Consider the following 23,033-nt stretch of genomic DNA (forward strand, 5'->3'; position numbering starts at 1 on the left):
CGGGCCGCCTCCTGCAGGATCAACTTGTCCAGGGTGAGATCCGCGATGGCTTTTCTGAGCCGCTGGTTCTCCGTCTCCAGATCCTTCATCCGCCGGACCTGATCCGACTTCAGGCCGCCGTACTCACGCCGCCAGCGGTAGTACGTCACCTCGCTCACGCCGATCGCGCGGATCGCCTCCGCCACGCTCTGGCCTTGGCCGACCAGCACGTCCGCCTGCCGCAGCTTTGCGACAATCTCCTCAGGCTTGGGTCGCTTCCTCGACATCGATCCGTCCTCCAGGCTCGAAAGCCATACCAAAGGGCGGACCACTTCATTGGGGGCGGATCAACGGGACCAGGCTTCTCGCGGTGGAGGTAAATCAGATTGTCCCGCCGTCTTGCGCGGCGGCCCACCGCAATCGGTCTTTAAGGACTCCGTGGCATCGCCGCCGTCCTGCCGTGTCGCCGTCCTGCCGTTGGTACCGTCGCAGAGAACCTCGCGGATCGCGGCGGGACACGATCCTTCGTCGACATTCCCAGTACGCTGCACCCCGTGCAGAACGGCGGCCTCATGATCTCCGCACCTGCGTTTGAAATGGCGCGCCTGGAATTCGTCAAGCACTCGGCGTAGCCCCCGGGTGGAGCGCCGTTGCCTTGTCGGCGACCTACCCCGCGTTCGCTGCCGAGCCAGCCTGATAGACGTCGACGTTCTCGACCGCGCCTACCGTAGACGGCAGCTCGGCGCCGACGTGTCCCGATACCGATGAAGCTCGATCGAACTTGTCTCGCTCCTTCTTGTACGCCTCCAATACGGCGTCGACCCACAGACGCATGCCTTCCGCCTTCAGCGTCAGGTTCTGAGACTGGTCGTAATGCACTTCCGTCACCGCAAGCATTCGCTCCCTTTCGGCTTCTTCGGAATCGCGACCTGTCCGGTGTCCGAGAATGGCGGAAGCCGCCCCTCCCAATCGGCGACTCTTCAGGAACGTGGTCAAGGTCCGCCGCACGTCGTGGGGCGACCAGTAAGGGATCGCATGTCTCTCGAGATAGTTCACCGGCGCCTGCGCCTGAGTTTTCCTCGGCCGCGGATTCACCGCCTTCGACGGACGCTTCGGTTGCTGGCGCCGCCCTTCGAGGCGATAAAGCAGAATGTTCAATCCCGATTTCGTGACGTGCCCCGGTCCTTTAGCGCTCGGGAACAGATAGGGCTTCCCCGGGCGCTTCCCGGTTTCTCGGAAACGAAGCAGAACCTCGACCGCTTCCGGCGGTAAAGGCAACGAATGCGGGAGCCCTTCGCCGGATTTTGCCTTCATCTCGTCCGAGTGCCACGTGTAAACGCGCCAATTGGTGGGGAAATCATCCTCGAAACGATAGCCCAGCTCCGGTCGTCCACCGAGTTGATCTTCCAGCTCATCCGGATCGATCGTCAGTAGCCGAGCGGTCCGCATTTCGACGGCCTGTCCGGCCCGTTGCGCAGTCAACGCGACAGCCCACAGTGCGCCGAGCGTTCCCGGGCCGTTGTCGCCTGCGTCCGCTCCCGGAAAGCCGTATCGCTCGGCGAGCACGAGCGTCCGAGCGATCTGCGCGATCGTCGGCCGCCGACGCCGCTTGCCGCTGCTGTACTCCACCGACCACCGCCGCCACCAATCGTACTGACACGTCAGGCCCGAAGCCCCCGCCTTGTACTTCCACACCCAATCGAGCATGGCCTTGCCTTGCTGCACGGCCCGGTAGACGGTGGAAATGCCACAGTCGTCGGCGATTTCATCCCGGACTCCATCCAGAATCGCGATGTCGATTTCATCCAGTCGCATGTGCTCGATAGCCGAGAACGCGGGAAGCCGCATGGTATTGCGATATTGACTTAGCCAGGGCTCCTTAAGTTTCTTCAGCTTGTATTTTAGGAAAGCTTCGACGGCCTCTCCCCAGGTCCACGCGAGCGTCTTCGGTCCAGCGCTGGACGGCAAGGCCTCCACCGCCCCCATAGCCACGAGAAGGTCGTGGTCCGAATGATCGGTGTTTTCACGGACATGCTCCTCGAATCGCCGGGCAGCGAGCCTCGGGTCGCCGCCTTCCCCGATCATAAGTCGAGCGACCTGCGCACCGATATGCATCACGCCGACGTCGGTCTGTATCGGCACGTCGAGCTTCACGGTCCTGGTCTTGTAGCGAAGGTACCAGCCAACCCTCTTTCCCCGCATTCGCAGCACGAGCGCGGACTCGACATTCGAGTGCCACTCGACGACCAAACCTCTGAATTTCCCTGCCGCAGCCTGCTTGACGGCATCGGCGACGTCGCGGTTATCGATGCTTTTCGAAAGGCTCGAGTATTTTTCGCCGACCATGGCCGTTCCTTCGCCGTACAACCGATCGTACAACCGCCGACTGAGGATGTCATGATCGCCACGGGTCACCGCGCGTGTCAAATTCCTTTGCAAAGACAACGACTCGCGTGGTATAGATCTGTAAAAGCGCTACGATCGAAATAGCTTGAATCCGCTTCCCAAGCTGAATGTCGTCGGTTCGATCCCGATCGCCCGCTCCAATCCTCATAAGCACTTAGTAGGGGACCGTGGTACGCTGTCAGGCGAGCGTACCACCAGCGTACCACCGTCAGCCGAATCAACGCTCGCTTCCGCGTTGTCCGAGCGCCCGCGAACTGCCACGCTGCCGGGACGACGACCCTCACCTGACCTGGCCGGTAATTTGGCCCGGGCCGAGTGGGAGGCTACTGCATGGTAGCGGCCATGGGTAGCCGGAAGGCCAGATCTGGGAAGCTAACAGGCGCAGGTGGCCGATAGCCAAGCGACGAGTGCGGTCGGACGCGGTTGTAGGTAGATTGCCATCGACCAATCACGATCTGCGCCTCCTTCAGCGAGTCGAAGATCTCTTGGCGTAGGCACTCGTCGCGCAGCTTGCCGTTGAAGCTCTCAAAGTACCCGTTCTCCCACGGCGATCCCGGTGCGATGTACTGGATCTGCGAGCCAGCTTTGGCGACCCATTTGCGCAGCGCCTTCGAGATCATCTCAGGGCCATTGTCGCAGCGGATGTGCTCCGGGATGCCGTGCAGGCACATGGCGTCGGCCAGCGCCTCGATCACACCGAGGCTGTTGATCCGCCGCGCCACCTTCAGCGCGAGGCACGCCCGGCTGTGCTCGTCGATCAGCGTCAGGATGCGCAAGGTTCGGCCGTCGTGCGTCTGGGCCTGCACGAAGTCGAAGCTCCAGACGCGGTTGCGGCGGAGCGGGCGCAGCCGTTTGCCCGAGCCGTCGTTCAGCCAAAGCCGGCTGCGCGGCCGATGCTTCTGCGGGACCTTCAGCCCCTCGCGACGCCAGATGCGCTGAACCCGGTCCTTGCCCACCTGCCACCCTGCCGCCTGCAGCAGCGCGGTGACGCGGCGATAGCCATAGCGCCCGTACTCGGACGCCAGGGCGATGATGGCGCGGGTCAGCTCATCCTCGTCCGCCAACAAGGTCGGCACGTAGCGTTGCGTGCCGCGGTGCTGACCGACGATCCGGCAGGCGTGACGTTCGGAAGAGACCGTACTTCTCCCGGATGCCATCGACCGCCGGCCGGCGTCGCTCGGGGGCTACAAGTTTCCCGAGGCGACGTCCGCCAGCACCTGATTCTCCAAGGATAGATCGGCTACCAGCCGCCGCAGCCGCGCGTTCTCGCGCTCCAGGCTCTTCATCTTCCTGGCCTGATCGACTTGGAGACGGCCGTACTCCTTGCGCCAGCGGTAATAGCTCTGCTCGGAGATCTCCGCCTCCTTGCACGCCAGCGCCAAGCTCTTGCCCTGGGTCGTCTGCACCTCGATCTGGCGCAGCTTCAGCACGACCTGCTCCGCACTCGTCTTCTGACCTCGCCCCATGTCCAACGCCTTCGGGCCCAACTGATCCTCTCAATCAGCCCGGTCCAAAGCCAGCCGGTCAGGTCAGTTTCCGGAATGTCAGCTTTCTGACGCGGATCTGGAAAAGCTGCCGTTGCACGGGGCGGACCTCAGCCATCGGCCGTCGTTCGCTGGCTCAGGTGAGGGCTGCGAGCTTCAGCGCATGGTCTCGGATGTCCGGTGGCCATGCCGTCATGCGCTCGGCAAAGCCGTTGGCATCCCCGGCGAAAAGCGCCCGGATCACCTCCTCAAACCCGGGCAGATCGCCAGCCAACGCCGAAAGGAAGCGGTAGGCGGCCTCTCTCGCGGCCTTCATCAGGGTCTGCCTACCATCTGCCCGCCGCGCTTCATCAACGAGGCGCCGCAACGCTTGCGATGCACCTCCTGGCTGGGATGCAAGCCACTCCCACTGACGGGGAAGCAGCGTCACCTCGCGGGCGATGACCCCGAGTTTCGGGCGACCTCGGCTTCTTGGCGCACCATCAGGATCCGTTCGGCTCTCAACGGTGCTCGTAGCGTCTCCCGCATTCGCGAGTTCGGCGAACCGTGCGGTGATGTCCGCCTCTGTTCCACGCAGATCGAGGTCGATGACGGAGCCCGACCTGTCGTCGAAGGTCAGGATCGGATCGCCTTCTTCCGCCGCCCGCGCTTTCACGGCGAGAGCCACGTCGATCAAGCGACCGCTGGCGAGCCGCTGCACACCCGCGAACGCGGTGAACGTCCTGATTGGGTCTTCAGGCATGGCGCCTCCATCCTCTCCACCTTAGCCGGATCGACCACTTGATGTCAATTTTACCCGGGTGATATTGCGTCACCGGGGTGCCTTCGATAGCGTCGCCGCCAAGCTGTGAGGGCACATGATGAGAATGGAAGACCGAAAGGCGGCCGTGAGCGCCTACAAGAAGCGAGACGTCGACAGCGGCATCTACGCTGTCCACTGCACGGCCTCCGGTGAGGTTTGGGTCGGCGGCGCGCCCGACCTGTCCAAGATCCAGAACCGCCTCTGGTTCACTCTCCGGCAGGGCACGAACACGCACCGTTCGCTCCAGACCGCGTGGAATGCGCATGGATCCGAGGCGTTCAGCTTCGAAATCGTCGAGCGGTTGGACGCTGAAGAGATCGCGTACGTCCGTGACCGGGTGATGAGGGAGCGCCTTATCCAGTGGGCGGAGCAACTCCGGGCCGTCCGGATATGAGCTCGGAACCTAGGTCAGCCCATGTGGCGGCCAACGGCATCACCCTGGCCTACGACAGCTTCGGCGACGGGGCGGCTGAGACGATCCTCCTGATCGCTGGGCTCGGTACACAGATGATCCGCTGGACGGACGCCTTCTGCCGCGAGTTGGTGACGCGCGGCTTCCGCGTCGTGCGGTTCGATAACCGGGACACGGGACGCTCAACCCACTTCGCTGAGCATGGCGCGATGGACTTTGCGACCTTGGCCTCGGCGCTCACTGAGGGACGGCGGCCGGAACTCGCCTACACGCTCGACGACATGGCCTCGGACGCGCTCGGCCTGCTCGATGCCCTGTCCATCCGCCGAGCCCACATTGTCGGCCGCTCGATGGGCGGCATGATCGCCCAGATCCTGGCGAGCGAGCACCCGTCTCGTGTGCTCTCGGTCGCCTCAATCATGTCGACCACGGGAAATCCGGACCTGCCGTCGGCAGGGCCTGACGTCATGACGATGTTGATGCGCCCCGCCCCCGATCCCGCCTTGGACGAGGCTGGTTTCCTCGATCACGGCGTTGCCTTCGCGCGGCGCATTGCAGGTACGGCACATCCATTCGACGAAGAGGCCCACCGTGCTCTCCTCTGGAAGGAAGTTCGGCGAGGCCGTGCGCCGGGTGGGTTCGGACGCCAGATCGCAGCGGTTGGGTTAGCTGGCGACCGCCGGTCACGGCTCGCCGCGATCACGGCGCCCACCCTTGTTGTTCATGGGACAGAGGATCCTCTGTTTCCGCCTGCCTGCGGCGAGGACACCGCGGCCGCGATCCCGAATGCGGAGATGATGTTGATCCCCGGGATGGGGCACGATCTGCCGCCATCTCTGTACCGGACCATTGCCGATGCAATCGAGCGAACCGCTTGCCGTTCAAGCATCTCGATTTCGGGACTGTAGAAGGGCCTGAATCCACAGGTTCAAGCGACCGCTTTTAAGAAGGCTGTTGTGCCGTCCCTTTGGCGATAGTGGGTCGATAGCAGACCGTCCACTTATTTGTCAGATCGGCTTCAGGGCAACGGATTCGTTGTTGCGAATATAATCGCGGTAACCGCGCACAGCCCTGAGCAACCCCCCACAATATCTGCTGCCAGTCATTGCGCCTTCAAATATTCTCATCCCGCTTCGGCATAGGGAGTTCCCGCTGCCGCGCCCGCGGCGGCTTGGAAACCACGATCGATCAGACGAAGAAAGACGCGACCGGCAGCCGCGGCATCGCCGGGCGTTTCAGCCACCTTGTACCCTTCGAAGAAGGCGACGCTCCACGTCGCCACGAGCAAGCCCGCCACCAGATGCGCGTCGGGATCGTCCGCGGGTCGATCAACCGCCTCTGCCATCATCTCTGCCAAAACGCGCGTGAACTCGCTGCACATCTGACGGGCGCGCGCCTTCAGCGCCTCGCTGGCCAGTGCCGTCGCCACGAACCTCAGCGACGCACCGAAGAGCGGGAGGAGAGGGTTCCGGTCCTCGATACAACGATGAGCGAGCAAGCGCAGTGCGGTGACCGGGCTTGCTCCCTCATCCCGCCCGTGGATGGCCGCGGCCACCATTCCGCGTACCTCATCCTCACGATCGAAGAACATGTCCTCCTTGCGAGGGAAATGATTGAATACAGTCATGCGGCCGACATCGGCAGCCTCCGCGATCTCGTCGACTGTCACCCGGTCGAAGCCGTGCTCCATGAACAGACGCGTGGCTGCATCGGAGATGGCTTGGCGCGTCGCCAGCCGCTTCCGGGTGCGCCTGTCCAGCATGGGGCTTGCCTGATCCTGCACGTCTATATATACTCAGTATAGTTTCATATCGAGATCATTCTGAGGTGACGGCATGCCAACGTCAACCGTGATATCCGGTGCGTCCTCCACCGAAACGCAAGCCGCACTCGTCAGCGGCGCGAGCTTCGCCGGCTTGGCCACAGCATTCTGGCTGAACCAGCTTGGATACCGCGTCACGGTAGTTGAGGTCGCACCGGGTCTGCGGCGCGGCGGGACGCCCGTCGACATCGAGGGCGAGACAATCGCAATCCTGACACGCATGGGCTTGATGGACGCTGTTAGCGCTCGAACGCTTCCCCCTCGACGCTTCGCCTTCAAGGATGCGGAAAACGCAACGCTGGGCGATATGGCCCACCACCCAGACGATGAGGGGGGGCCGCGCTACGAGATCCACCGCGACGACCTGTTGGATGTACTGTGCGGCGCGATCGAGGGCGATGTGGAACTGCGGTTCAACCGTTCGATCGTGGCGATTGAAGAGCGTCCGGAGACGGTGTCGGCGACGTTCAGCGACGGCAGTCAGCACGAATTCGCACTGATATGTGGTTGCGATGGAAATCGCTCCAATACGCGCAGACTGGCGTTTGGCGACGGTGAGCAGTTCACCCATTTCATGGGCGGATATTTCTACCTCAAAGTCGTGCCAGACACCGGACTGCTCGAACCGAACAGCTCGGAGCTTTTTGCCGTTCCTGGGCGGATGGCGATGCTGAACGGCTATGATGATCGTACAGATATTGGCTTCGGGTTTCGCACAGCCGGCGAGATCGAATACGACTACCGGAACAAGGATCAGCAACGTCGCCTGATCAGGGAAAATTTTTCCGGTCTGAAGTGGAAGATACCGGATATGCTCGCTCGTATGGGCGAGGACAACGACTTCTATTTTGATCGTATCAGCCAGATCAGGATGCCGACGTGGTCTCACGGGCGCATCGTTCTTGTCGGCGACGCAGGCTATTGCGTGTCCCCGTTCGCAGGCCTCGGTGGCTCGATGGCCATCATCGGCGCGGGAAGGCTGGCCGACGCCCTGGCGCGATATCCGGACAACCATGCCGCCGCATTTCACGCTTATGAGGAAGGGCTACGGCCGTTCGTTGAGCAAGTACAAGAACGGGCCGCGATCGACAGCATACAGATGCTATTTCCCGGCGACGAGGGCGAAATGGCAGAGCGAGATCGTAAGCTGGCCATCGGTGACATCGGCGTTTGACGGCCGCTTTGGAGAAGTTCCGACGGCAGTCCCACTGGCCGAGTTGGGTCGCATGCGGGCCGTCCGCTCGGGGTCGAAACCGGCTGCCCCTAACCCAGCAAATTGGCCCGAAGGCCATACTTCAGGGCAGACCACTCCAGTGGGGGCAGATCACCGGGCGGCCGGCAAGGTTCTGCGCCTGGAACTGCCCCACGCTGCCCATGCCAACCTCAATATCGCCCGCGATCGTCCCGACCCGGTGACCCTCATCGAAGCGGCGCACGCGGGACGGCAATCACACCTGATCCCGCTGCGGGTCGCCCGCATGGCCTCCTCGCCGTTCGCCTTTCTGCGCGGCGCCGCGCAAGTCATGGCCTGGGATCTGGCACAGGGACCGCGCGGCGCCATCGATGTAGTTATGAACGGCGACGCGCATATCTCGAACTTCGGGCTTTTTGGATCGCCCCAGGGCGATGTGGTGCTCGACCTCAACGACTTCGACGAGGTGACGGTCGGGCCGTGGGAGTGGGACCTGAAGCGGCTTTGCGCGAGCATTGAGGTCGCCGCGCGGGATGCAGACGTCGCCGCATCGGAACGGCGGCAGGCGGTACTGAGCGCGGTGGCGGGTTACCAGCACACGATGGACGATCTCGCCCCGCGCGGCTCGCTCGACGTGTGGCGGCGCGCGGCACGCGCCGAGGACCTCGCCTTCGCCGGCATCGAGATCGACGCGCGCTCACAGGCTGTGGTTCACAGGGCTGTCGAGAAGGCGCGGCGGAAGAACAACACGAGCTTGCTCGACCAGGTTGGCGAGCGTCGCACGGACGGTGGCTGGCGCTTTCGCGAGGAGCCGCCGATCCTCGTCCGCGTCGATGAGGCCACGCGCGAGCTTGTGACCACCGGTCTGGAGCGCTACGCCGAGACGCTGCCGCGCGAGCGGCGGTTCATGCTCAGCCGCTACCATGTGGTCGACGTGGCCCACCGCGTCGTCGGTGTCGGGAGCGTCGGGACCCGGGCCTACGTCGCGCTGCTGTGCGGCAACTCCGATCGAGACGTCCTCTTCCTCCAAGTGAAGGAAGCCGTGCGGCCGGCGCACGCGCCCTATCTGCGCGGCATGCCCAGGCCCTATGCCGATCACGAAGGCGAGCGCGTGATCTACGGTCAGCGCCTCCTGCAGGCCGTGGGCGATCCGCTGCTGGGATGGACGAAGATCGAAGGGCGTCCGTTCTACGTGCGGCAGATGAAGAACATGAAGGGCGAGATCCCGGTCGCGCGCATGACAGGCCGATCACTCCTGTACTTCTCGCACGGGTACGGAGCGCTGCTCGCCAAGGCCCACGCACGAACCGGGGATGCGGCAGCGATCGCAGGTTACTGCGGTCATGACGGCCGTGCCGATCTGCGCGAAGCCCTGGCCGACTGGGCTATGGCCTACGGAGAACGGAACGCTGAGGATTATCGGACCTTTCGGGACGCCATCGCGGCGGGCAGGCTTCGCGCGGCCGACGATCCGCATCTCTGACCTTACGGGTGCGGTCGCGATCGCCCGGACACAGCGGGCTTCTCTCGGTGTGTGGGACCCTGGTCGAGCCTGCACCGACGGCGTCGTTCGCCCGCGCGTAAAGCCCCGAACTTGGCGCCGCACGAGCCGAGCCGTCGCCGGACCGGGGCGCTGTGACGGGTCGAACCGTCTCCCCTACGCATGGCCGCCTCGTCCGGCGTGCCGGCCTCTGGATCGCCGGAGCGTTGCGACGTCGATCCCCATGCCGGACCCGGCACAGCCGGACCGCTGCCTGAGGCGGCAGATTCTGGCTGCATCAAGCCTACCCGCCGACGCTGACCTCCACAGACATGTCCAGAAAGGCGTCCGCCGGCCCGGCGAAGCTTCCGACCAGCGGCATGGCCTGTCGAATGTCGCGTGCGACCGCGACCGGGATCAGGCTCGCGCCGCCGACGCTGCGGTTCGTCGGATCGAAGGTGATCCACCCGGCACCCGGCAGGAAGGCCTCCGCCCAGGCATGCGTGGCTCCCGCATCGGCGGAGCCGAGCAGCGTTCGCGACGGGTCGTGGAGGTAGCCGGACACGACCCGGGCTCCGAAGCCGAGGCTGCGCACCGCCTCGACGAAGAGCGTCGCCAGGTCCCGGCACGACCCCATCCCCAGAGACAGGGTCTGGCTCGGCGACTGCGTGCCCTCGTCTTCCCGACCTTGGTAGGCGATGGTGCCACCGACCCCGGCGTTCAGATCCTTGAGGAGCGACAGGGTGTCGGTTGGGCAGGACGCCACGAACCCCTGCGCCCAGGCCCGCAGGCTCGGCTCCCCCTCCGGATATTGCGGGATCGTCAGGGCGCCGAGGTCCGTCCACTCGTCATCGGTGTACTGGAACGGGAACGCGATGGCGGAGGCGGCGATGGCGAAGACGGGATAAGCCTCGGCCGAGAGTTCGACCCGAGATACGCTCTCCACGACGAGGCGATCAGTCGAGGGCCCGAACGTGGCCGTCGCCACGGCGTTGCCGGCGACGTCGTAGGCCCAGGTCACGGTGGCGTCAGGCGACAGGGTGATGTTGCTCGACAGCAGGCGCAGGTCGCGGCTCTCCCGCGGCCGCATCATCAGCCGGTGCGGTCCGAGATTGACGGGCTGGCGATAGCGGTACATCGTCTGGTGGCGGATACGCAGGTCGATCAAAAATCTGTCCCTTCGGTCCGGCCCGGCTGTGCACGGCATGCAGGCTGCCGCGACGCAGCCTAGCATGGATCCAGCCACGTACCGGCCCTGAAAATTGGACGATCTGCCCAGATCACGGTTCCATCGGGAGGCAACCTTCCGCTCCCGAGCGAGCTTTAGCTGTGTGACACATGATTCCAAGGGCGATGCGCCCCACGCCCTCGTCGTCGACGACGACGCCCTGATCCTGATGGAGGCGACCAGTATCCTTGAGGATGCGGGGTTCCAGGTGCTGGAAGCGATGAACGTCGTCCAGGCTCTGCGAATATTGGATCAGCATCATGACGCGGTTCAACTACTCTTCACTGACGTGCACATGCCGGGGAATGCCGACGGCTTCGACTTGGCAAGGCAGACAAATGAGCGCTGGCCGCACATCGCGGTCGTGGTCGCCTCGGGCCGGGCCGCGCCTGAGCCCGGCGACCTGCCGGAGGGCGCGACGTTCATCGGCAAACCGCTCAGCGCCGAGGTCGTCCGGCATCATGTCCGCAAAACACTGCCGGACGAGAGGCACCCGAAACAGTTGAGGACGTAGTCTTTCGAACCTGGCGTTTCGTACCTGATGCGAGAGTCTTTCGCGACCGGAAGTAGCTCTTGGAGACGCCCGTCCTCGGGTTATCTGATCGCCTGAAGTTGGCGTCAGCCGCTGGTAAATTCCGGAGGAGGTCGGACGGGAAAGCAGAGGCGCTGCTCCACAAGCAACCGCTTCGATTTGGATAGTCCCTGTCGATCCAGGAAGACGCCTTCTCATATGCTGGCGCTGTCTTGTCGTCGCCGCTGCCGCCGCATTGATAAAAACTTTGATAATCAGTCAGGCCACACTTTTGTGTAAATTATCTTGGTCTGGGGGCCGCGCCCAGTGGACGTGAGGCGTCCGCGGCGGCAATGCAGCGATCCCTGTTACCGAAATTAACGAGACAAGAAGTAGAGCCGAAGGCGGGAAATAATTTGCCGCGGTCAGCTCCTTTGTAGCGATGCCGCCTATCGAGAGGCTCAATACCGGGATAGAGACTGCATCATAACGATGGGAAAAACCTGATGCGAATGGACGGCGTCGAGGTCCTGAAAAGGACGCTCACGGAAGACGAGGCCGCCATCCTCGAAGCCTGGAACATATCTCTCCGGAAAGGGACCTCCCTGCAGAGCGGTCGGATCCGAGAGGCCGAGCTCCAGACCCAGGCCAAGGCCGTGTTCGGCCTGCTTCGGGACGGACTTTCGTCCGGTGGGGTCGACGCGGACGCGGAAAGCTATACCCCGCTGCGCGAAAACCTCGCCGATATCTCCCGCTCGCGGGCGATCCAGGGGTTCACGCCGACCGACACCGCCAACTTCGTCTTCTCGCTCAAAGAGCCGATTTTCGAGGCGCTGCGGCGCAATTCGGCCGCGGACGCCTCGGCCTTGGCCGCCGGCGTATGGGCGGCGGGGAAGGTACTCGACCGGCTCGGGCTGCTCACGATGGAGGTGTTCCTAGCCAGCCGCGAAGAGGTCATCGGGCGCCAGGGGCAGGAGATCGCCGAGCTCTCCACGCCCGTGGTTCGCCTCTGGGACGGTATCCTGGCGCTGCCGCTCATCGGCACCCTCGACAGTGCCCGCACCGGTGTCGTGATGGAGAACCTGCTCCAGGCCATCGTCGACGAAGAGGCCGAGATCGCCATCATCGACATCACCGGCGTGCCGACCGTCGACACCCTGGTGGCGCAGCACCTGCTCAAGACCGTGGCGGCCGCCCGCCTGATGGGCGCCGACTGCATCGTCTCCGGCATCCGGCCGCAGATCGCGCAGACCATGGTCCATCTCGGCGTGGAGCTGAACGTTATCTCGAAGGCGACGTTGGCCGACGCCTTCGCGCTCGCCCTCAGGCGGACTGGCCGCAAGGTTGTGCGCCAGCAGTCGGCTGAGGAGCGCCGCTGAGGCCATGGACCGCATCCCGATCCTCAAGCTCGGCGGCACGCTGATCGTCACCATCCAGGTCGACATGCACGACCGCCTCGCGCTGGCCCTGGAGGAGGATCTGACGGCGATGATCGCGCGCACCGGCGCGCGCGGCGTGCTCATCGAGATCTCGGCGCTGGAGATCGTCGATTCCTTCATCGGGCGCATGTTGGTGAGCATCGCGGCTGTCTCGCGCGTCCTCGACGCGGAAACGGTCCTGGCCGGTATGCGGCCGGCGGTCGCCATCACTTTGGTCGAGCTTGGCTTGGAGCTTACCGGCATCAGGACAGCCCTCAACGTCGAGCGCGGCATGGCCTTGTTGAAGGCGCGCTTGCCCGAGGACGGCGCGGGGCATTGGAGCGACCGTGACGGTCTCGAAGACTGAGACCATCCCCGTCCGGTCCGGTGACGACGTCGTCCGCGTGAGGCAACGCGTGCGTGCCCTCGCCATCGACATCGGCCTCGGGCTCGTCGATCAGACGAAGATCATCACCGCCGCGAGCGAGCTCGCGCGCAACACCCTCGATTACGGGGGTGGCGGTGAGGTCCGCGCGGAGATCGTCCAGGCCGGAACGCGCAAGGGCCTGCGCCTGACCTTCGAGGACCAGGGCCCCGGCATCGCCGACATCGAGCAGGCGATGACTGACCACTACACCTCCGGCAAGGGCCTCGGCCTCGGCCTGGGCGGGGCCAAGCGCCTCTCGAACGAATTTCAGATCGAATCGAGCCCCGGCGTCGGAACTCGCGTCATGATCACCCGGTGGAAATGAACATGGACCGGGTCACCGTCACGGAAGCGAGCCAAGTGGCCGAGGCCCGACGACGCGCAGTGGCCGTCGCTCAGTCCATCGGCTTCGACGAGACCGCGGCTGGCCGCATCGCGCTCGTGGTGACCGAACTCGCCACCAACGTGGTCAAGTACGGCGTGCCGGGCGAGGTCTTGGTCGGCACCTACGAGGACGGGACAGGCTCGGGCGTCGAGATCCTCGTGCTCGACAAGGGCGAAGGGTTCTCGAATCTCGGTCTGGCCCTGACGGACGGACACTCCACTGGCGGCAGCGCGGGCGAGGGCCTTGGCGCGGTGCGCCGCATCTCCGACGCTTTCGACATCGTGTCCCGCCCCGAGCTGGGCACGGCGGTGTTGGCGCGCCTTTCAATCGACAGGAAGACCGTTTCGGACGCCGTGCCGGGCTATGGGGCGGTGGCGGTCCCCCTGAAGGGTGAGACCGCCAACGGCGACGCCTACGCCGTGCGCGAGCGCGCCGACGGCTGGACCGCCGTGGTGTCGGACGGCCTCGGCCACGGGCCGGAGGCCGCCAAGGCTTCCGAAGAAGCGCTGAAGCTGTTCCGGAGACATCAGGACAAGCCGCCCGCCGCGATTCTGTCCGCCATCCATGCAGGCCTGTCGCACACGCGAGGGGGTGCGATCTCCGTCGCGCGGTATGAGCGGAACCGGGGCACTCTCGCGTTTGCCGGCATCGGCAACGTGCTGGGTGCGGTCGTCTCCGGCACCGTGACCAAGCGGACGGTCAGCCTCGCCGGGACGGCAGGGCACGCGGCTCGGCGCATCCAGGAGTTCGAGTACCCCATGCGGCCGGACGACCTGTTCGTGCTGTGCTCAGACGGGATCGCCACGGCTTGGTCGCTGGACGCCCATCCCGGCATCGCCGCCGCCCATCCGACGCTCGTGGCCGGGGTGATCTATCGCGACTTCGCCAGGGCCCGGGACGATGCCACCGTGCTCGTCGTGCGGGATGGGACGCGATGAGGTGGCCGCTCCTCACCAGTGCTATCCAGCACGAGGACGATATCGCGACGGTGCGCCAGCGCGTGCGCCGGCTGGCCGAGCGCCTGGGCTTCGAGATCCAGGACCAGACCCGCATCGCCACGGCAGTGTCCGAGATCGCGCGCAACGCCTACGGCTACGCCGGTGGCGGTCGCATCGAGTACGGCCTCGATCAGCTCGATCGGGACAGAGGCGAGCAGTTCCTGGTCATCAGGGTGAGCGACAAGGGACCGGGCATCGCCGATCTCGACGCCATCCTCGAAGGGCGCTTCCGCTCGACGACGGGCCTCGGCATCGGCATCACCGGTTCACGGCGGCTGATGGACCGCTTCGAGGTCGACACGGTGGCCGGCAACGGCACTGTCGTGACGTTCGGGAAGCGGCTTCCATCCGGGACCGGACGTTTTACGGGACCGAGGCTCGCGACCCTAGCCGAGTATGTCGCCCGGGCCAGGACTGAGGAACCGCTGGTCGCCTTGCGCGAGCAGAACCGGGAGCTTCTGCGCAGCCTCGCCGCGCTGGCCGAACGTGAGGAGGAAACCAAACGCCTGAACCAGGAACTCTCCGAGACGAACCGGGGCGTGGTCGCGCTCCACGCGGAGTTGGAGTCACAAGCCGTGCTCCTGCGCGAGGCGGGCGTTCTCCTGGAAAGCCAAGTGGCTGCCCGCACAGCCGAACTTGCTGAGGCAAACGCTCGGCTCCTGGCCGAGGCGGTCGAGCGCGAGCGGATGGAGCAGGACCTGCGGCAATCCCAGAAGCTCGAAGCGGTCGGGCAATTGACTGGCGGCGTCGCGCACGACTTCAACAACCTGCTGACCATCATCCGCTCGTCCGTCGACTTCCTCCGCCGCCCGGATTTGCCGGAAGACCGGCGCAAGCGGTACATGGACGCCGTCTCCGACACCGTCGACCGCGCCGCCAAGCTGACCGGACAGCTCCTGGCCTTCGCACGTCGCCAGTCCCTGAAGCCTGAGGTGTTCGAGGTCGGTGAACGCCTGCGCGGCGTGGCCGAGATGCTCGACACCATCACCGGCACGCGCATCCAAGTCAGGGTCGAGATGTCGGACAGACCCGCCCTGGTACGCGCCGACCTCAACCAGTTCGAGACGGCCCTGGTGAACATCGCCGTCAACGCCCGCGACGCCATGGACGGCAGCGGCACGCTGACGATGCGGGTGGCGGCCGGGCGGGCCATGCCGATGATCCGGGGGCATGCCGGCTCACGTGGGCCGTTCGTGGCGGTCTCGCTCGCCGACACCGGCTCGGGCATCCCCCCGGAGGTACTCGGGCGCATATTCGAACCGTTCTTTACGACCAAGGACGTCGGGCGCGGCACGGGTCTCGGACTCTCCCAAGTGTTCGGGTTTACCAAGCAGTCCGGCGGCGACGTGGATGTGACAAGCGAGAGCGGCCAGGGGACGGTCTTCACCCTCTACTTGCCCGAAGTCTCGTCCGAGACAGCCGAAGCCTCTGTCTCCGACCCCGACGCCGCTCTGTCGCCGGTCGGTCTCGGTCAGCGCATCCTGCTCGTGGAAGATAACCTGGAGGTCGGAGGCTTCTGCACCCAGATCTTGGAGGATCTCGGATACGCACCCGAGTGGGTCGTCAACGCGGAAGAGGCGCTCGAGCGTCTCGGGACGGACGGTGCAGGCTTTCATGCCGTCTTCTCCGACGTCGTCATGCCAGGTATGGGCGGGATTGAGCTCGCCAGAGCGTTGCGCATGCGCATTCCGACCCTGCCGGTGATCCTGGCCTCGGGCTACAGCCATGTCCTGGCCCAGGAGGACAGCCACGGCTTCGAGTTAATCCACAAGCCCTATTCGGCCGCGCAGGTTGGCCGGGTTTTGCGTCGGATCATCGGCGCCTCGCCTCACAACTGCTGATGCTCATCCACCGGTGACGCGCTATCCGCAGTCGGCCATGGCCAACTTCCCACTCATGGTCTCGACCAGATCGCGCACGTTCACGTGGCTTCCGAACCCGCGACGTCTCGACTGCTGAAGAAGCGTCTGCTTCCGCGATGCGCTGGGGTGAGGCTGTACGGCGGGAATGGGCGCATTGCTGCTGGGCTGGTCTCGAAGCCCCTCGACGCAGAAGCCGAGGGGCCGAACGCTCAAATCTCAGTTCCCTCGGCTAGGGTCAAAGCATCTTCGACGTCGACGCCGAGGTACCTGACCGTGCCCTCGATCTTGGTATGGCCGAGCAGGATCTGGACGGCACGCAGGTTGCCGGTCCGCTTGTAGATTAACGACGCCTTCGTGCGTCGGAGGGAATGGGTGCCATAGTCCTCGCTGCGCAGCCCGATGCCTGTGACCCACTCATCGACCAGGCGCGCATACTGCCGGGTGCTGATATGCGTGACGCCGTCGAGCCGGCTCGGGAAGGCATAGTCGTCGAGCGTTCTACCCCTGGCCTCCAGCCATGCGAGGATGCTGGTACGGGCGGGTTCGAGCAGTTCGAACTGCACTGGTCGGCCGGTCTTGCGCTGGATGACTATGGCGCGGCTCCGGACGCGACCACCGCTGACGAGGTCGCCGATCTTGAGCTTTACGATGTCGCAGCCACGAAGTTTGCTGTCGATGGCGAGGTCGAACAGCGCCCGGTCGCGTGTCCGCCGTTCGCGGTCGAGCCAGAACCGGATGACCCAGACCTGTTGAGGTTTGAGGGCTCGCTTGGCGCCGAGCTTGCGGCCAGCGTTCCAAGCCGGCCGCCCTTTCGTAGCCGGATCGTGTGCTGAATGTCCCATCATCTGTCTCCTCGCCGGCCCATGCCGACGCGGGAAGGAGACACCCGAACCGAGGCTCTGAAGATGGGGGCATATGCGGACGTTCCGTTGGCGACCCAACCCAGCCACTTAGAGCGCGGGGAGCCCTTCCCATAAGCGGTCATAATTTCGGCCGACTGACAGCTTCGGCTCGGGGTAGCAATCGGAGCTTAGTCTGCCGCCAGATAGCTGACGTTCTACCTTCGACCTTGATCGGCGACAGGATTCGCTCTCTCCTGTACCCCAAAGGCGGGTAAGCCCTGCAATGCCGTAGCAACCTACGACGCGCTGGCGCAGTCTACTGTGTCTGCGTCACGCCAGTGCGTGTGGGCCACCGAGGTCGCAGGCGCGGCGTGCAAACCGGTCGGTCATTCCTGCTCGATCAGGTCCGTGAAGTTGGCGACGATCCCGGGCATGCGGCTGCCCTTGCGGGTCGCGGCCATCAGCCGGACCCGGTAGCGGGCGCCGTCAGCCCCCTCGATCGTCCGCTCGGAGGGCCGGTTCGCCGCCAACACCGTCGGGATCTCGTCCAACATCCAAGCTAGAGGAATCGGCGCAGAGAAGTTGCGCAGGGAGCGCCCTACATCACTCGGTTGTAGGCCGAAAATCTGCGCCGCCGCGTTGGTGAACATGCGGATGTGGAGATCCGGAGTCAGAAGCACGCTCGCGACGTTCATGCCCTCAAACAACGTGGCCTGATCTTCGATTAACTGATCTATGGCCTCAATCTTGCATGTCAGTTCGGAATTAACCGTCTGAAGTTCCTCGTTCAGAGACTGTGTCTCCTCCTTCGACGCCTCCAGCTCCTCGTTGGCGGCCTGCATCTCCTCGTTGACCGAGTACAGCTCCTCGTTCGACGATTTGAGTTCCTCGAGGGAGGTCTCGTATTCCTCGATCACAGCCTGGAGCCGTTCCCGCGTCACACTCAATTCACGCTCAAGGCCCTGCAGCGCTGTGTCCCGCTCGTTCGCCTCCAGCGCCTGCTGGCGCTCCTTCTCGATGGGGGCAGCGGCCTCGTTGAAAACGACCAAGAAAAGCGGCTCGATCGCGCCGGGCGTGTTCAGCGGCTTGACCACCAGGGAGATCGACTGGAGACGGCCGTCCGGCAGTTCGACGCCGATGCCGCCACGCGAGACCAGGGTGTTGCCCTCGATCGCCTCGCGCAGGGCTGTCCGGAGATCCAGGCGCAAGCCTTTGCGCGCCATCGCGGCTAGTTCCCGGGTTGGCTGGCCAGGCACGACTTCCAGGTGATCGCCGATCCGCGACGAGTAGTGCACGGCCTCGCCCGTCCGCGTCACAACCGCGTGCGGCGGTGTGAACTCGGACAGCATCTGCGTCTCGACTGCGTGCCGCAGGGCAGCGTGCGTCGTCACCTGGCGCCGGTGCGGCTGGCCGGTATTCGTGAAGGTCGGCGTGTCCGGCCCTGACATCGGCGGCAGCCGCGCCGGCGGGATCGCGTCGCGAGCCTGGAAGATGCGGTTCCGCTTGTCGATCGTTTCAAACAGATCCTCGAACCGCGTGACATTCTCGGCCATCCCGATGAACAGGTAGCCGCGCGGCCGCAGGGCATAGTGCAGCACCGGCATCAGCTGCTGCTGGGCCTCGACGCCGAGGTAGATCATCAGGTTGCGGCAGGAGATGAGATCGAGGCGCGAGAACGGCGGGTCGCGCAGCACGCTGTGCGGGGCGAACGTGCACAGGTCACGCACGGACTTCGCGACCACCGCGCTGTCGCCCTCGACAACGAAGTACTGCGCGATCCGCTCGGGAGAGACAGCATCAAGGTAAGCCCTCGGGTAGCGGCCGGTCCGGGCTACCGCGAGCGAACGCTCGTCGATGTCCGTGGCGAAGATCTGCACCCGCGGTGGATCCGCCATGGTGAGCATGTTCTCGCGCAGGAGGATGGCCAGGGAGTAGACCTCTTCGCCGGTCGAGCAGGCCGGTACCCAGATCCGCACGACATCGGTCGCCGCGCGTGCGTCGAGCAGCTTCGGGATGACCTGGGTGGCCAGGGACTCGAAGGCGGCGGTGTCGCGGAAGAAGTTCGTCACGCCGATCAGGAGGTCCCGGAACAGCACCCCGACCTCGGCCGGGTCGGCACGCAGCAGCTTGAGGTAGCCGTTCGGCCCGGCCGCGCCGACGATGCCGATGCGGCGCTGAAGGCGGCGCACGAAGGTGCTGGGCTTGTAGCCCGAGAAGTCGTGGCCGACCTGGCGGCGGAGGATGGCGAAGATCTCGGTGAGAAGCTCGGCGTCGAGCCCCCGCGCGTCCGCGTCGCCCTGGGTGGCCAGCGCGTCCGGCGCGGCGGCGAGGTGCGCGGCGGCGTGCGCGGCGATCCGCTCGCCCATCCGGTCGGCCATCTCGCCGAAATCGACGAAGCCGGTCCGGAGTGAACTGAGCGGCATGTCCGCGGTCTCGGGGCCGTAACCATCCGCGGTCTGAGCCAGGGTCAGGCCACCGTGCTCCTTGATCGCCTTGACGCCGATGGCACCGTCGCCGTCGCCGCCGGACAGGATCACGCCGACCGCACGCTCGCCCTGGTCTAGGGCCAGGGCGGTCAGGAAAAGGTCGATCGGCTTGGTCTCGCGGCCCGCTGGCTCCAGCGGCGTCAAAGTCAGCCGGCCGCCCGCGATGCCCATGACGAAACCGGCAGGCATGACGTAGACGTGGCCCGGGCGGACCGGCACACCGTCGGTGGCGGCTTCGACCTCGAGCGACGTGAACTGGGCCAGCACGTTCGGGAGCTGGCTTTTATGTCCCCGGCTGAGATGCGTCACGACCACGAAGGCGGCCCTGAGCGTCTCGGGCACCCCTCGGAAGAAGCTCCGCATCGCCTCGATGCCGCCTGCGGACGCGCCGATGCCGACAACTGGAAAGTGGTCCTGGTCCATCACCCCGTTCTGAGCCCCCGGATCGATGCCACCCCGTTCGTCGGGTTTCAGCATCCTGCGTTCTCACCCGTTGTCGAGGCCAACCGCGCGGATCAGTCGTCCCGCGTGGCCTCCTGCACGACGTAGGCTAGGCAGCGGGCCCGCGCTTCGGGACTCTTCAGCCGCGCGAACAGGCGCAGCAACGTCACAACGTGAGCCGGATCACCCATTGCCATCACCGCATTTGCGACGTTGGGGGCCTCATCCGGTTTGTCTGCGAGGAAAGCCGCGACGGGAACACCCAGGGCCTGCGCAATGCGGTCCAGTGCGTCAGTGTCACAGCCGGCCTGCGGATCGTCGCCGTTCATCTGGCACCTCCACTGGCGCTTGCGGGCCGTCGATCAATGCGTTGCGAGCCCGACCGCCTTTGGTCCAAACGCTCTCGCGATGCGACAACCGACATGATGGAGCACCTGACCGAGGAGGTTGCGGGTCAGTACGTCGGGCTCATCTTTCGCGGCCTCGTAGGCGTCGATGAGGCACTCCACGAGATACTGCGAGGGCGCAACGTCGTCGCTGAGCGTCGCTGAGCCAGCCATGGAGTTCGACTGAACCCGTGAGCGCCGGACGAGCTCACTCGATGCATCCAGCGTCCGCCTTGTTTCCTCGGCCGCCGCACGCAATTCGCGGGCAACCTCAAGGCTCCGATCTGCTAGATGGAGGCGGTCATTCATAGGCGTTCCAAACTTCGCAGCACGCCGAAGCGTCGATCGACTTTGGGCTTGACGGGCAATCATGCTCTCAATTTCTAGATGCGGCAAACTTGTGTAAACCGCGGCTCGGTCATCCGACACCTTCCCCGCTCAGCATGAGCGTATCAGAGGTGTCCGCGATGCCGAGGGAGGATCAGCGAACAGATCGCGCCGCGCTTCATCCCGGGTCGCCCATCGTCGCTGATGGACGAGCTCGACCTTGAGTGTGTGGAAGAAGCTCTCCATCGGGGCGTTATCGTAGCAACAGGCGGTCCGACTCATGGACGGCCTGGCCCCCATTGCGGCGAGCTGCTTCCGATAGGCCTCGGCCGCGTACTGGCTGCCGCGATCCGAGTGGCAGATGAGCCCGGCGGCCGGCCGCTGCCGCTGGGCGGCCATCATCAATGCCGCTACGCTCAGCTCAGCGCGCATGTGATCGCGCATCGACCAACCGACGATCTTGCGCGTGGCCAGATCGAGGACGGCGGCCAGATACAGCCAGCCCTCGCCGGTCGGCAGGTAGGTAATATCAGCCAGCCAGACCGTGTCGGGTCGCGCGGCTGAGAAGTCCTGCTTGAGGAGATTGGGCGCGATGGGGAGATCGTGACGGCTGTCGGTCGTACAGGGCCGGAACCGACGCCCCGCCAGGGCACGAATGCCATGCCGGCGCATGAGACGCTCCACCCGCCCGCGGCTGACGGACCGGCCCTCGGCTCGCAGGGCGGCATGCACGCGTGGGGCACCATAGCGTCGGTGGTGAGCGGCATGGATGCGCCGGACGTCGTCCAGGAGTTGGCGATTGGAGGCCGAGCGGGCGCTCTCAGGCCGTGACCGCCATCCGTAGAAGCCGCTGGGTGAGACTCCGAGCACGCGGCACATGAGACGCACCGGCCAGGTCCGCGCATGCTGCTCGATGAAGGCGAAGGTCACTTGGGCATCTCCGCGAAGATGCCGATGGCTTATGGGATGGCCCGCCCCTCACTGAACCATCGTGGCATTCTCCTGCCACGGACACGTGGAGGGATCTGGAATGGCAAAGAGCTCGATCGCCGTGCTGGGTATCGACCTCGGCAAGAACAGCTGCAGCCTTGTCGGTTTCGATGCGGCTGGAGTTGTCGTCCTGCGCCGCCGCGCGCGGCGTGAGACGGTCGTCGGACTGACGGCCAAGCTACCGGCTTGTGTGGTTGGGATGGAGGCCTGCTGCGGAGCCCATCATCTCGGCCGGTTGCTCGTAGCGCAAGGGCACACCGTCCGTCTGATATCGCCGGAGTATGTTCGCCCCTACGTCAAAGCGCAGAAGAACGACGATCGTGATGCCGAGGCGATCGCAGAGGCAGCCACACGCCCGACCATGCGCTTTGTGCCCCTGAAGGAACAGGAACAGCTCGATATGCAGAGCCTGCATCGGGTTCGGTCGCGGCTGGTCAGCATGCGCACCATGCTCATGAACCAGCTCCGCGCGATCTTGCTGGAGCGTGGTCTCACCTTCCCGCAGGGCCGGCGCAAGTTCGAGATGGCAATCGGAGCTCTGATGCAGGACCCTGAGGCGCAGATCGGACCACGCATCCGATCCCTCATCGGAGAGGTCCGCGACGAGTGGACGGACCTCGATCGCCGCATAGCGGCGCTCGATCGCGAGTTCGTCGAGCATGCTCGTGCCGACGAGGCGGCGCGCCGCCTGGTGTCGATCCCGGGCATCGGAACAATGACGGCCACGGCTCTGCGTGCTGCCGTCGATGACGGCAGCACCTTCACGCGTGCCCGTGATCTCGCGGCTTGGCTCGGCCTCGTACCACGCCAGCACACGACGGGCGGCAAGCCGAAGCTGCTCGGCATCAGCAAGCGGGGGAACTCCTACCTGCGCGGGCTCTTCATCCACGGGGCGAGAGCGGCGCTGCCCTCGATGGCTAAAGCTGAGGACGCGACCGGCCAATGGCTGCGAGGTCTGCTGGCGCGGGCGCACTACAACGCCGTGGTCGTCGCGCTCGCCGCCAAGCTCGCTCGGATCGCCTGGGCAACGCTGCGGAAGGGCGTGAGCTTCGAGCGGCAGCCGGAGCCGGCTCACGCCTGAGACATCGCAAACGTCGACCCTAACCGGACTACGAGAGGCCGGCGCGGGTCCATGAGGTCTGCGGGAGGACAGTG

General features: G+C 65.1%; 20 protein-coding genes and 2 pseudogenes. 11 read left to right on the forward strand and 11 right to left on the reverse strand.

Annotation, left to right across the window (positions count from 1 at the left end; all coding sequences use genetic code 11):
- From BM419_RS28480 to BM419_RS28495, 4 genes and pseudogenes are all read right to left on the reverse strand, one after another.
- Positions 1-266, reverse strand: a 266-nt coding sequence (locus BM419_RS28480; RefSeq protein WP_139257149.1) for a transposase, incomplete at its 3' end; no start/stop codon positions are given.
- A gap of 379 nt (positions 267-645) precedes the next feature.
- The gene (locus tag BM419_RS28485) at positions 646-2,394 is read right to left on the reverse strand and encodes a site-specific integrase (RefSeq protein ID WP_139257150.1); all 1,749 of its coding nucleotides are present in this window, start codon (positions 2,392-2,394) and stop codon (positions 646-648) included.
- Positions 2,395-2,708: 314 nt separating this feature from the next.
- Positions 2,709-3,851 (reverse strand): annotated as a pseudogene (locus BM419_RS28490) (IS3 family transposase).
- 154 nt (positions 3,852-4,005) lie between these two features.
- Complete coding sequence (locus BM419_RS28495; RefSeq protein ID WP_091928417.1) at positions 4,006-4,611, reverse strand: DUF2239 family protein; 606 nt, start codon at positions 4,609-4,611, stop codon at positions 4,006-4,008.
- Positions 4,612-4,729: 118 nt separating this feature from the next.
- Here BM419_RS28495 and BM419_RS28500 point away from each other — a divergent pair, with 118 nt between their 5' ends.
- Together BM419_RS28500 and BM419_RS28505 are read left to right on the forward strand one after the other, a co-directional pair.
- The gene (locus tag BM419_RS28500) at positions 4,730-5,065 is read left to right on the forward strand and encodes a GIY-YIG nuclease family protein (protein WP_091928429.1); all 336 of its coding nucleotides are present in this window, start codon (positions 4,730-4,732) and stop codon (positions 5,063-5,065) included.
- 23 nt (positions 5,066-5,088) lie between these two features.
- Positions 5,089-5,991 carry an alpha/beta fold hydrolase gene (locus tag BM419_RS28505; protein ID WP_348273210.1) on the forward strand — a complete coding sequence of 301 codons (903 nt, stop codon included), beginning with the start codon at positions 5,089-5,091 and terminating at the stop codon, positions 5,989-5,991.
- Between the two features lie 215 nt (positions 5,992-6,206).
- Here BM419_RS28505 and BM419_RS28510 read toward each other — a convergent pair whose 3' ends face one another.
- Positions 6,207-6,845, reverse strand: a complete 639-nt coding sequence (locus BM419_RS28510) for a TetR/AcrR family transcriptional regulator (RefSeq protein ID WP_091928419.1) — start codon at positions 6,843-6,845, stop codon at positions 6,207-6,209.
- 73 nt (positions 6,846-6,918) lie between these two features.
- On the opposite strand from BM419_RS28510, the gene BM419_RS28515 reads away from it, so the two are divergent.
- Positions 6,919-8,079: an FAD-dependent monooxygenase gene (locus tag BM419_RS28515; protein WP_091928420.1), complete on the forward strand. Its 1,161-nt coding sequence runs from the start codon at positions 6,919-6,921 to the stop codon at positions 8,077-8,079.
- 139 nt (positions 8,080-8,218) lie between these two features.
- Positions 8,219-9,580 carry a DUF2252 domain-containing protein gene (locus BM419_RS28520; protein WP_244540901.1) on the forward strand — a complete coding sequence of 454 codons (1,362 nt, stop codon included), beginning with the start codon at positions 8,219-8,221 and terminating at the stop codon, positions 9,578-9,580.
- Positions 9,581-9,881: 301 nt separating this feature from the next.
- On the opposite strand, the gene BM419_RS28525 is transcribed toward BM419_RS28520, so the two are convergent.
- Positions 9,882-10,745: a transglutaminase family protein gene (locus tag BM419_RS28525; protein WP_091683079.1), complete on the reverse strand. Its 864-nt coding sequence runs from the start codon at positions 10,743-10,745 to the stop codon at positions 9,882-9,884.
- A gap of 163 nt (positions 10,746-10,908) precedes the next feature.
- On the opposite strand from BM419_RS28525, the gene BM419_RS28530 reads away from it, so the two are divergent.
- The 6 genes from BM419_RS28530 to BM419_RS28555 all read left to right on the forward strand — a co-directional run bounded on the left by BM419_RS28530 (position 10,909) and on the right by BM419_RS28555 (position 16,385).
- On the forward strand, positions 10,909-11,319 hold the full coding sequence (locus BM419_RS28530; protein ID WP_280141974.1) for a response regulator: 411 nt from the start codon (positions 10,909-10,911) through the stop codon (positions 11,317-11,319).
- 503 nt (positions 11,320-11,822) lie between these two features.
- The gene (locus tag BM419_RS28535; RefSeq protein ID WP_091928422.1) at positions 11,823-12,695 is read left to right on the forward strand and encodes an STAS domain-containing protein; all 873 of its coding nucleotides are present in this window, start codon (positions 11,823-11,825) and stop codon (positions 12,693-12,695) included.
- A gap of 4 nt (positions 12,696-12,699) precedes the next feature.
- On the forward strand, positions 12,700-13,101 hold the full coding sequence (locus tag BM419_RS28540) for an STAS domain-containing protein (protein ID WP_091683084.1): 402 nt from the start codon (positions 12,700-12,702) through the stop codon (positions 13,099-13,101).
- Positions 13,082-13,486: an anti-sigma regulatory factor gene (locus BM419_RS28545; protein WP_091928423.1), complete on the forward strand. Its 405-nt coding sequence runs from the start codon at positions 13,082-13,084 to the stop codon at positions 13,484-13,486. Before BM419_RS28540 ends, BM419_RS28545 begins: the two co-directional genes overlap by 20 nt.
- Before the next feature lie 2 nt (positions 13,487-13,488).
- A complete protein-coding gene (locus tag BM419_RS28550; RefSeq protein WP_091928424.1) occupies positions 13,489-14,484 on the forward strand; it encodes an ATP-binding protein in 996 nt (331 codons plus the stop codon).
- On the forward strand, positions 14,481-16,385 hold the full coding sequence (locus BM419_RS28555; protein ID WP_091928425.1) for an ATP-binding protein: 1,905 nt from the start codon (positions 14,481-14,483) through the stop codon (positions 16,383-16,385). The genes BM419_RS28550 and BM419_RS28555 overlap by 4 nt, the downstream gene beginning before the upstream one ends.
- A 230-nt stretch (positions 16,386-16,615) precedes the next feature.
- On the opposite strand, the gene BM419_RS28560 is transcribed toward BM419_RS28555, so the two are convergent.
- The 5 genes and pseudogenes from BM419_RS28560 to BM419_RS28575 form a co-directional block, all read right to left on the reverse strand.
- The gene (locus BM419_RS28560; RefSeq protein WP_091928431.1) at positions 16,616-17,248 is read right to left on the reverse strand and encodes a tyrosine-type recombinase/integrase; all 633 of its coding nucleotides are present in this window, start codon (positions 17,246-17,248) and stop codon (positions 16,616-16,618) included.
- Positions 17,249-17,634: 386 nt separating this feature from the next.
- The gene (locus tag BM419_RS28565; RefSeq protein WP_091928426.1) at positions 17,635-20,211 is read right to left on the reverse strand and encodes a CheR family methyltransferase; all 2,577 of its coding nucleotides are present in this window, start codon (positions 20,209-20,211) and stop codon (positions 17,635-17,637) included.
- Between the two features lie 38 nt (positions 20,212-20,249).
- Complete coding sequence (locus BM419_RS28570; protein ID WP_091683092.1) at positions 20,250-20,504, reverse strand: hypothetical protein; 255 nt, start codon at positions 20,502-20,504, stop codon at positions 20,250-20,252.
- A 33-nt stretch (positions 20,505-20,537) separates the two neighbouring features.
- Positions 20,538-20,870 carry a hypothetical protein gene (locus BM419_RS32125; RefSeq protein ID WP_139257151.1) on the reverse strand — a complete coding sequence of 111 codons (333 nt, stop codon included), beginning with the start codon at positions 20,868-20,870 and terminating at the stop codon, positions 20,538-20,540.
- 174 nt (positions 20,871-21,044) lie between these two features.
- Positions 21,045-21,848, reverse strand: a pseudogene (locus BM419_RS28575) (IS3-like element ISMdi5 family transposase); the annotation flags it as partial.
- Between the two features lie 91 nt (positions 21,849-21,939).
- Here BM419_RS28575 and BM419_RS28580 point away from each other — a divergent pair.
- Positions 21,940-22,959 carry an IS110 family RNA-guided transposase gene (locus BM419_RS28580; RefSeq protein WP_107684819.1) on the forward strand — a complete coding sequence of 340 codons (1,020 nt, stop codon included), beginning with the start codon at positions 21,940-21,942 and terminating at the stop codon, positions 22,957-22,959.
- The last annotated feature ends 74 nt before the right edge of the window (positions 22,960-23,033 follow it).

Origin of the sequence: Methylobacterium sp. yr668 (assembly GCF_900116245.1) — a bacterium.
Taxonomy (GTDB): domain Bacteria; phylum Pseudomonadota; class Alphaproteobacteria; order Rhizobiales; family Beijerinckiaceae; genus Methylobacterium.

Bases quoted from the DNA above. Each gene is read 5' to 3' on its own strand.
- BM419_RS28535 (WP_091928422.1), top strand. From the start codon at position 11,823: ATGCGAATGGACGGCGTCGAGGTCCTGAAAAGGACGCTCACGGAAGAC.
- BM419_RS28500 (WP_091928429.1), top strand. From the start codon at position 4,730: ATGAGAATGGAAGACCGAAAGGCGGCCGTGAGCGCCTACAAGAAGCGA.
- BM419_RS28555 (WP_091928425.1), top strand. From the start codon at position 14,481: ATGAGGTGGCCGCTCCTCACCAGTGCTATCCAGCACGAGGACGATATC.
- BM419_RS28510 (WP_091928419.1), bottom strand. From the start codon at position 6,845: ATGCTGGACAGGCGCACCCGGAAGCGGCTGGCGACGCGCCAAGCCATC.
- BM419_RS28495 (WP_091928417.1), bottom strand. From the start codon at position 4,611: ATGCCTGAAGACCCAATCAGGACGTTCACCGCGTTCGCGGGTGTGCAG.
- BM419_RS28550 (WP_091928424.1), top strand. From the start codon at position 13,489: ATGGACCGGGTCACCGTCACGGAAGCGAGCCAAGTGGCCGAGGCCCGA.
- BM419_RS28570 (WP_091683092.1), bottom strand. From the start codon at position 20,504: ATGAACGGCGACGATCCGCAGGCCGGCTGTGACACTGACGCACTGGAC.
- BM419_RS28560 (WP_091928431.1), bottom strand. From the start codon at position 17,248: ATGGGACATTCAGCACACGATCCGGCTACGAAAGGGCGGCCGGCTTGG.
- BM419_RS28565 (WP_091928426.1), bottom strand. From the start codon at position 20,211: ATGCTGAAACCCGACGAACGGGGTGGCATCGATCCGGGGGCTCAGAAC.
- BM419_RS32125 (WP_139257151.1), bottom strand. From the start codon at position 20,870: ATGAATGACCGCCTCCATCTAGCAGATCGGAGCCTTGAGGTTGCCCGC.
- BM419_RS28540 (WP_091683084.1), top strand. From the start codon at position 12,700: ATGGACCGCATCCCGATCCTCAAGCTCGGCGGCACGCTGATCGTCACC.
- BM419_RS28515 (WP_091928420.1), top strand. From the start codon at position 6,919: ATGCCAACGTCAACCGTGATATCCGGTGCGTCCTCCACCGAAACGCAA.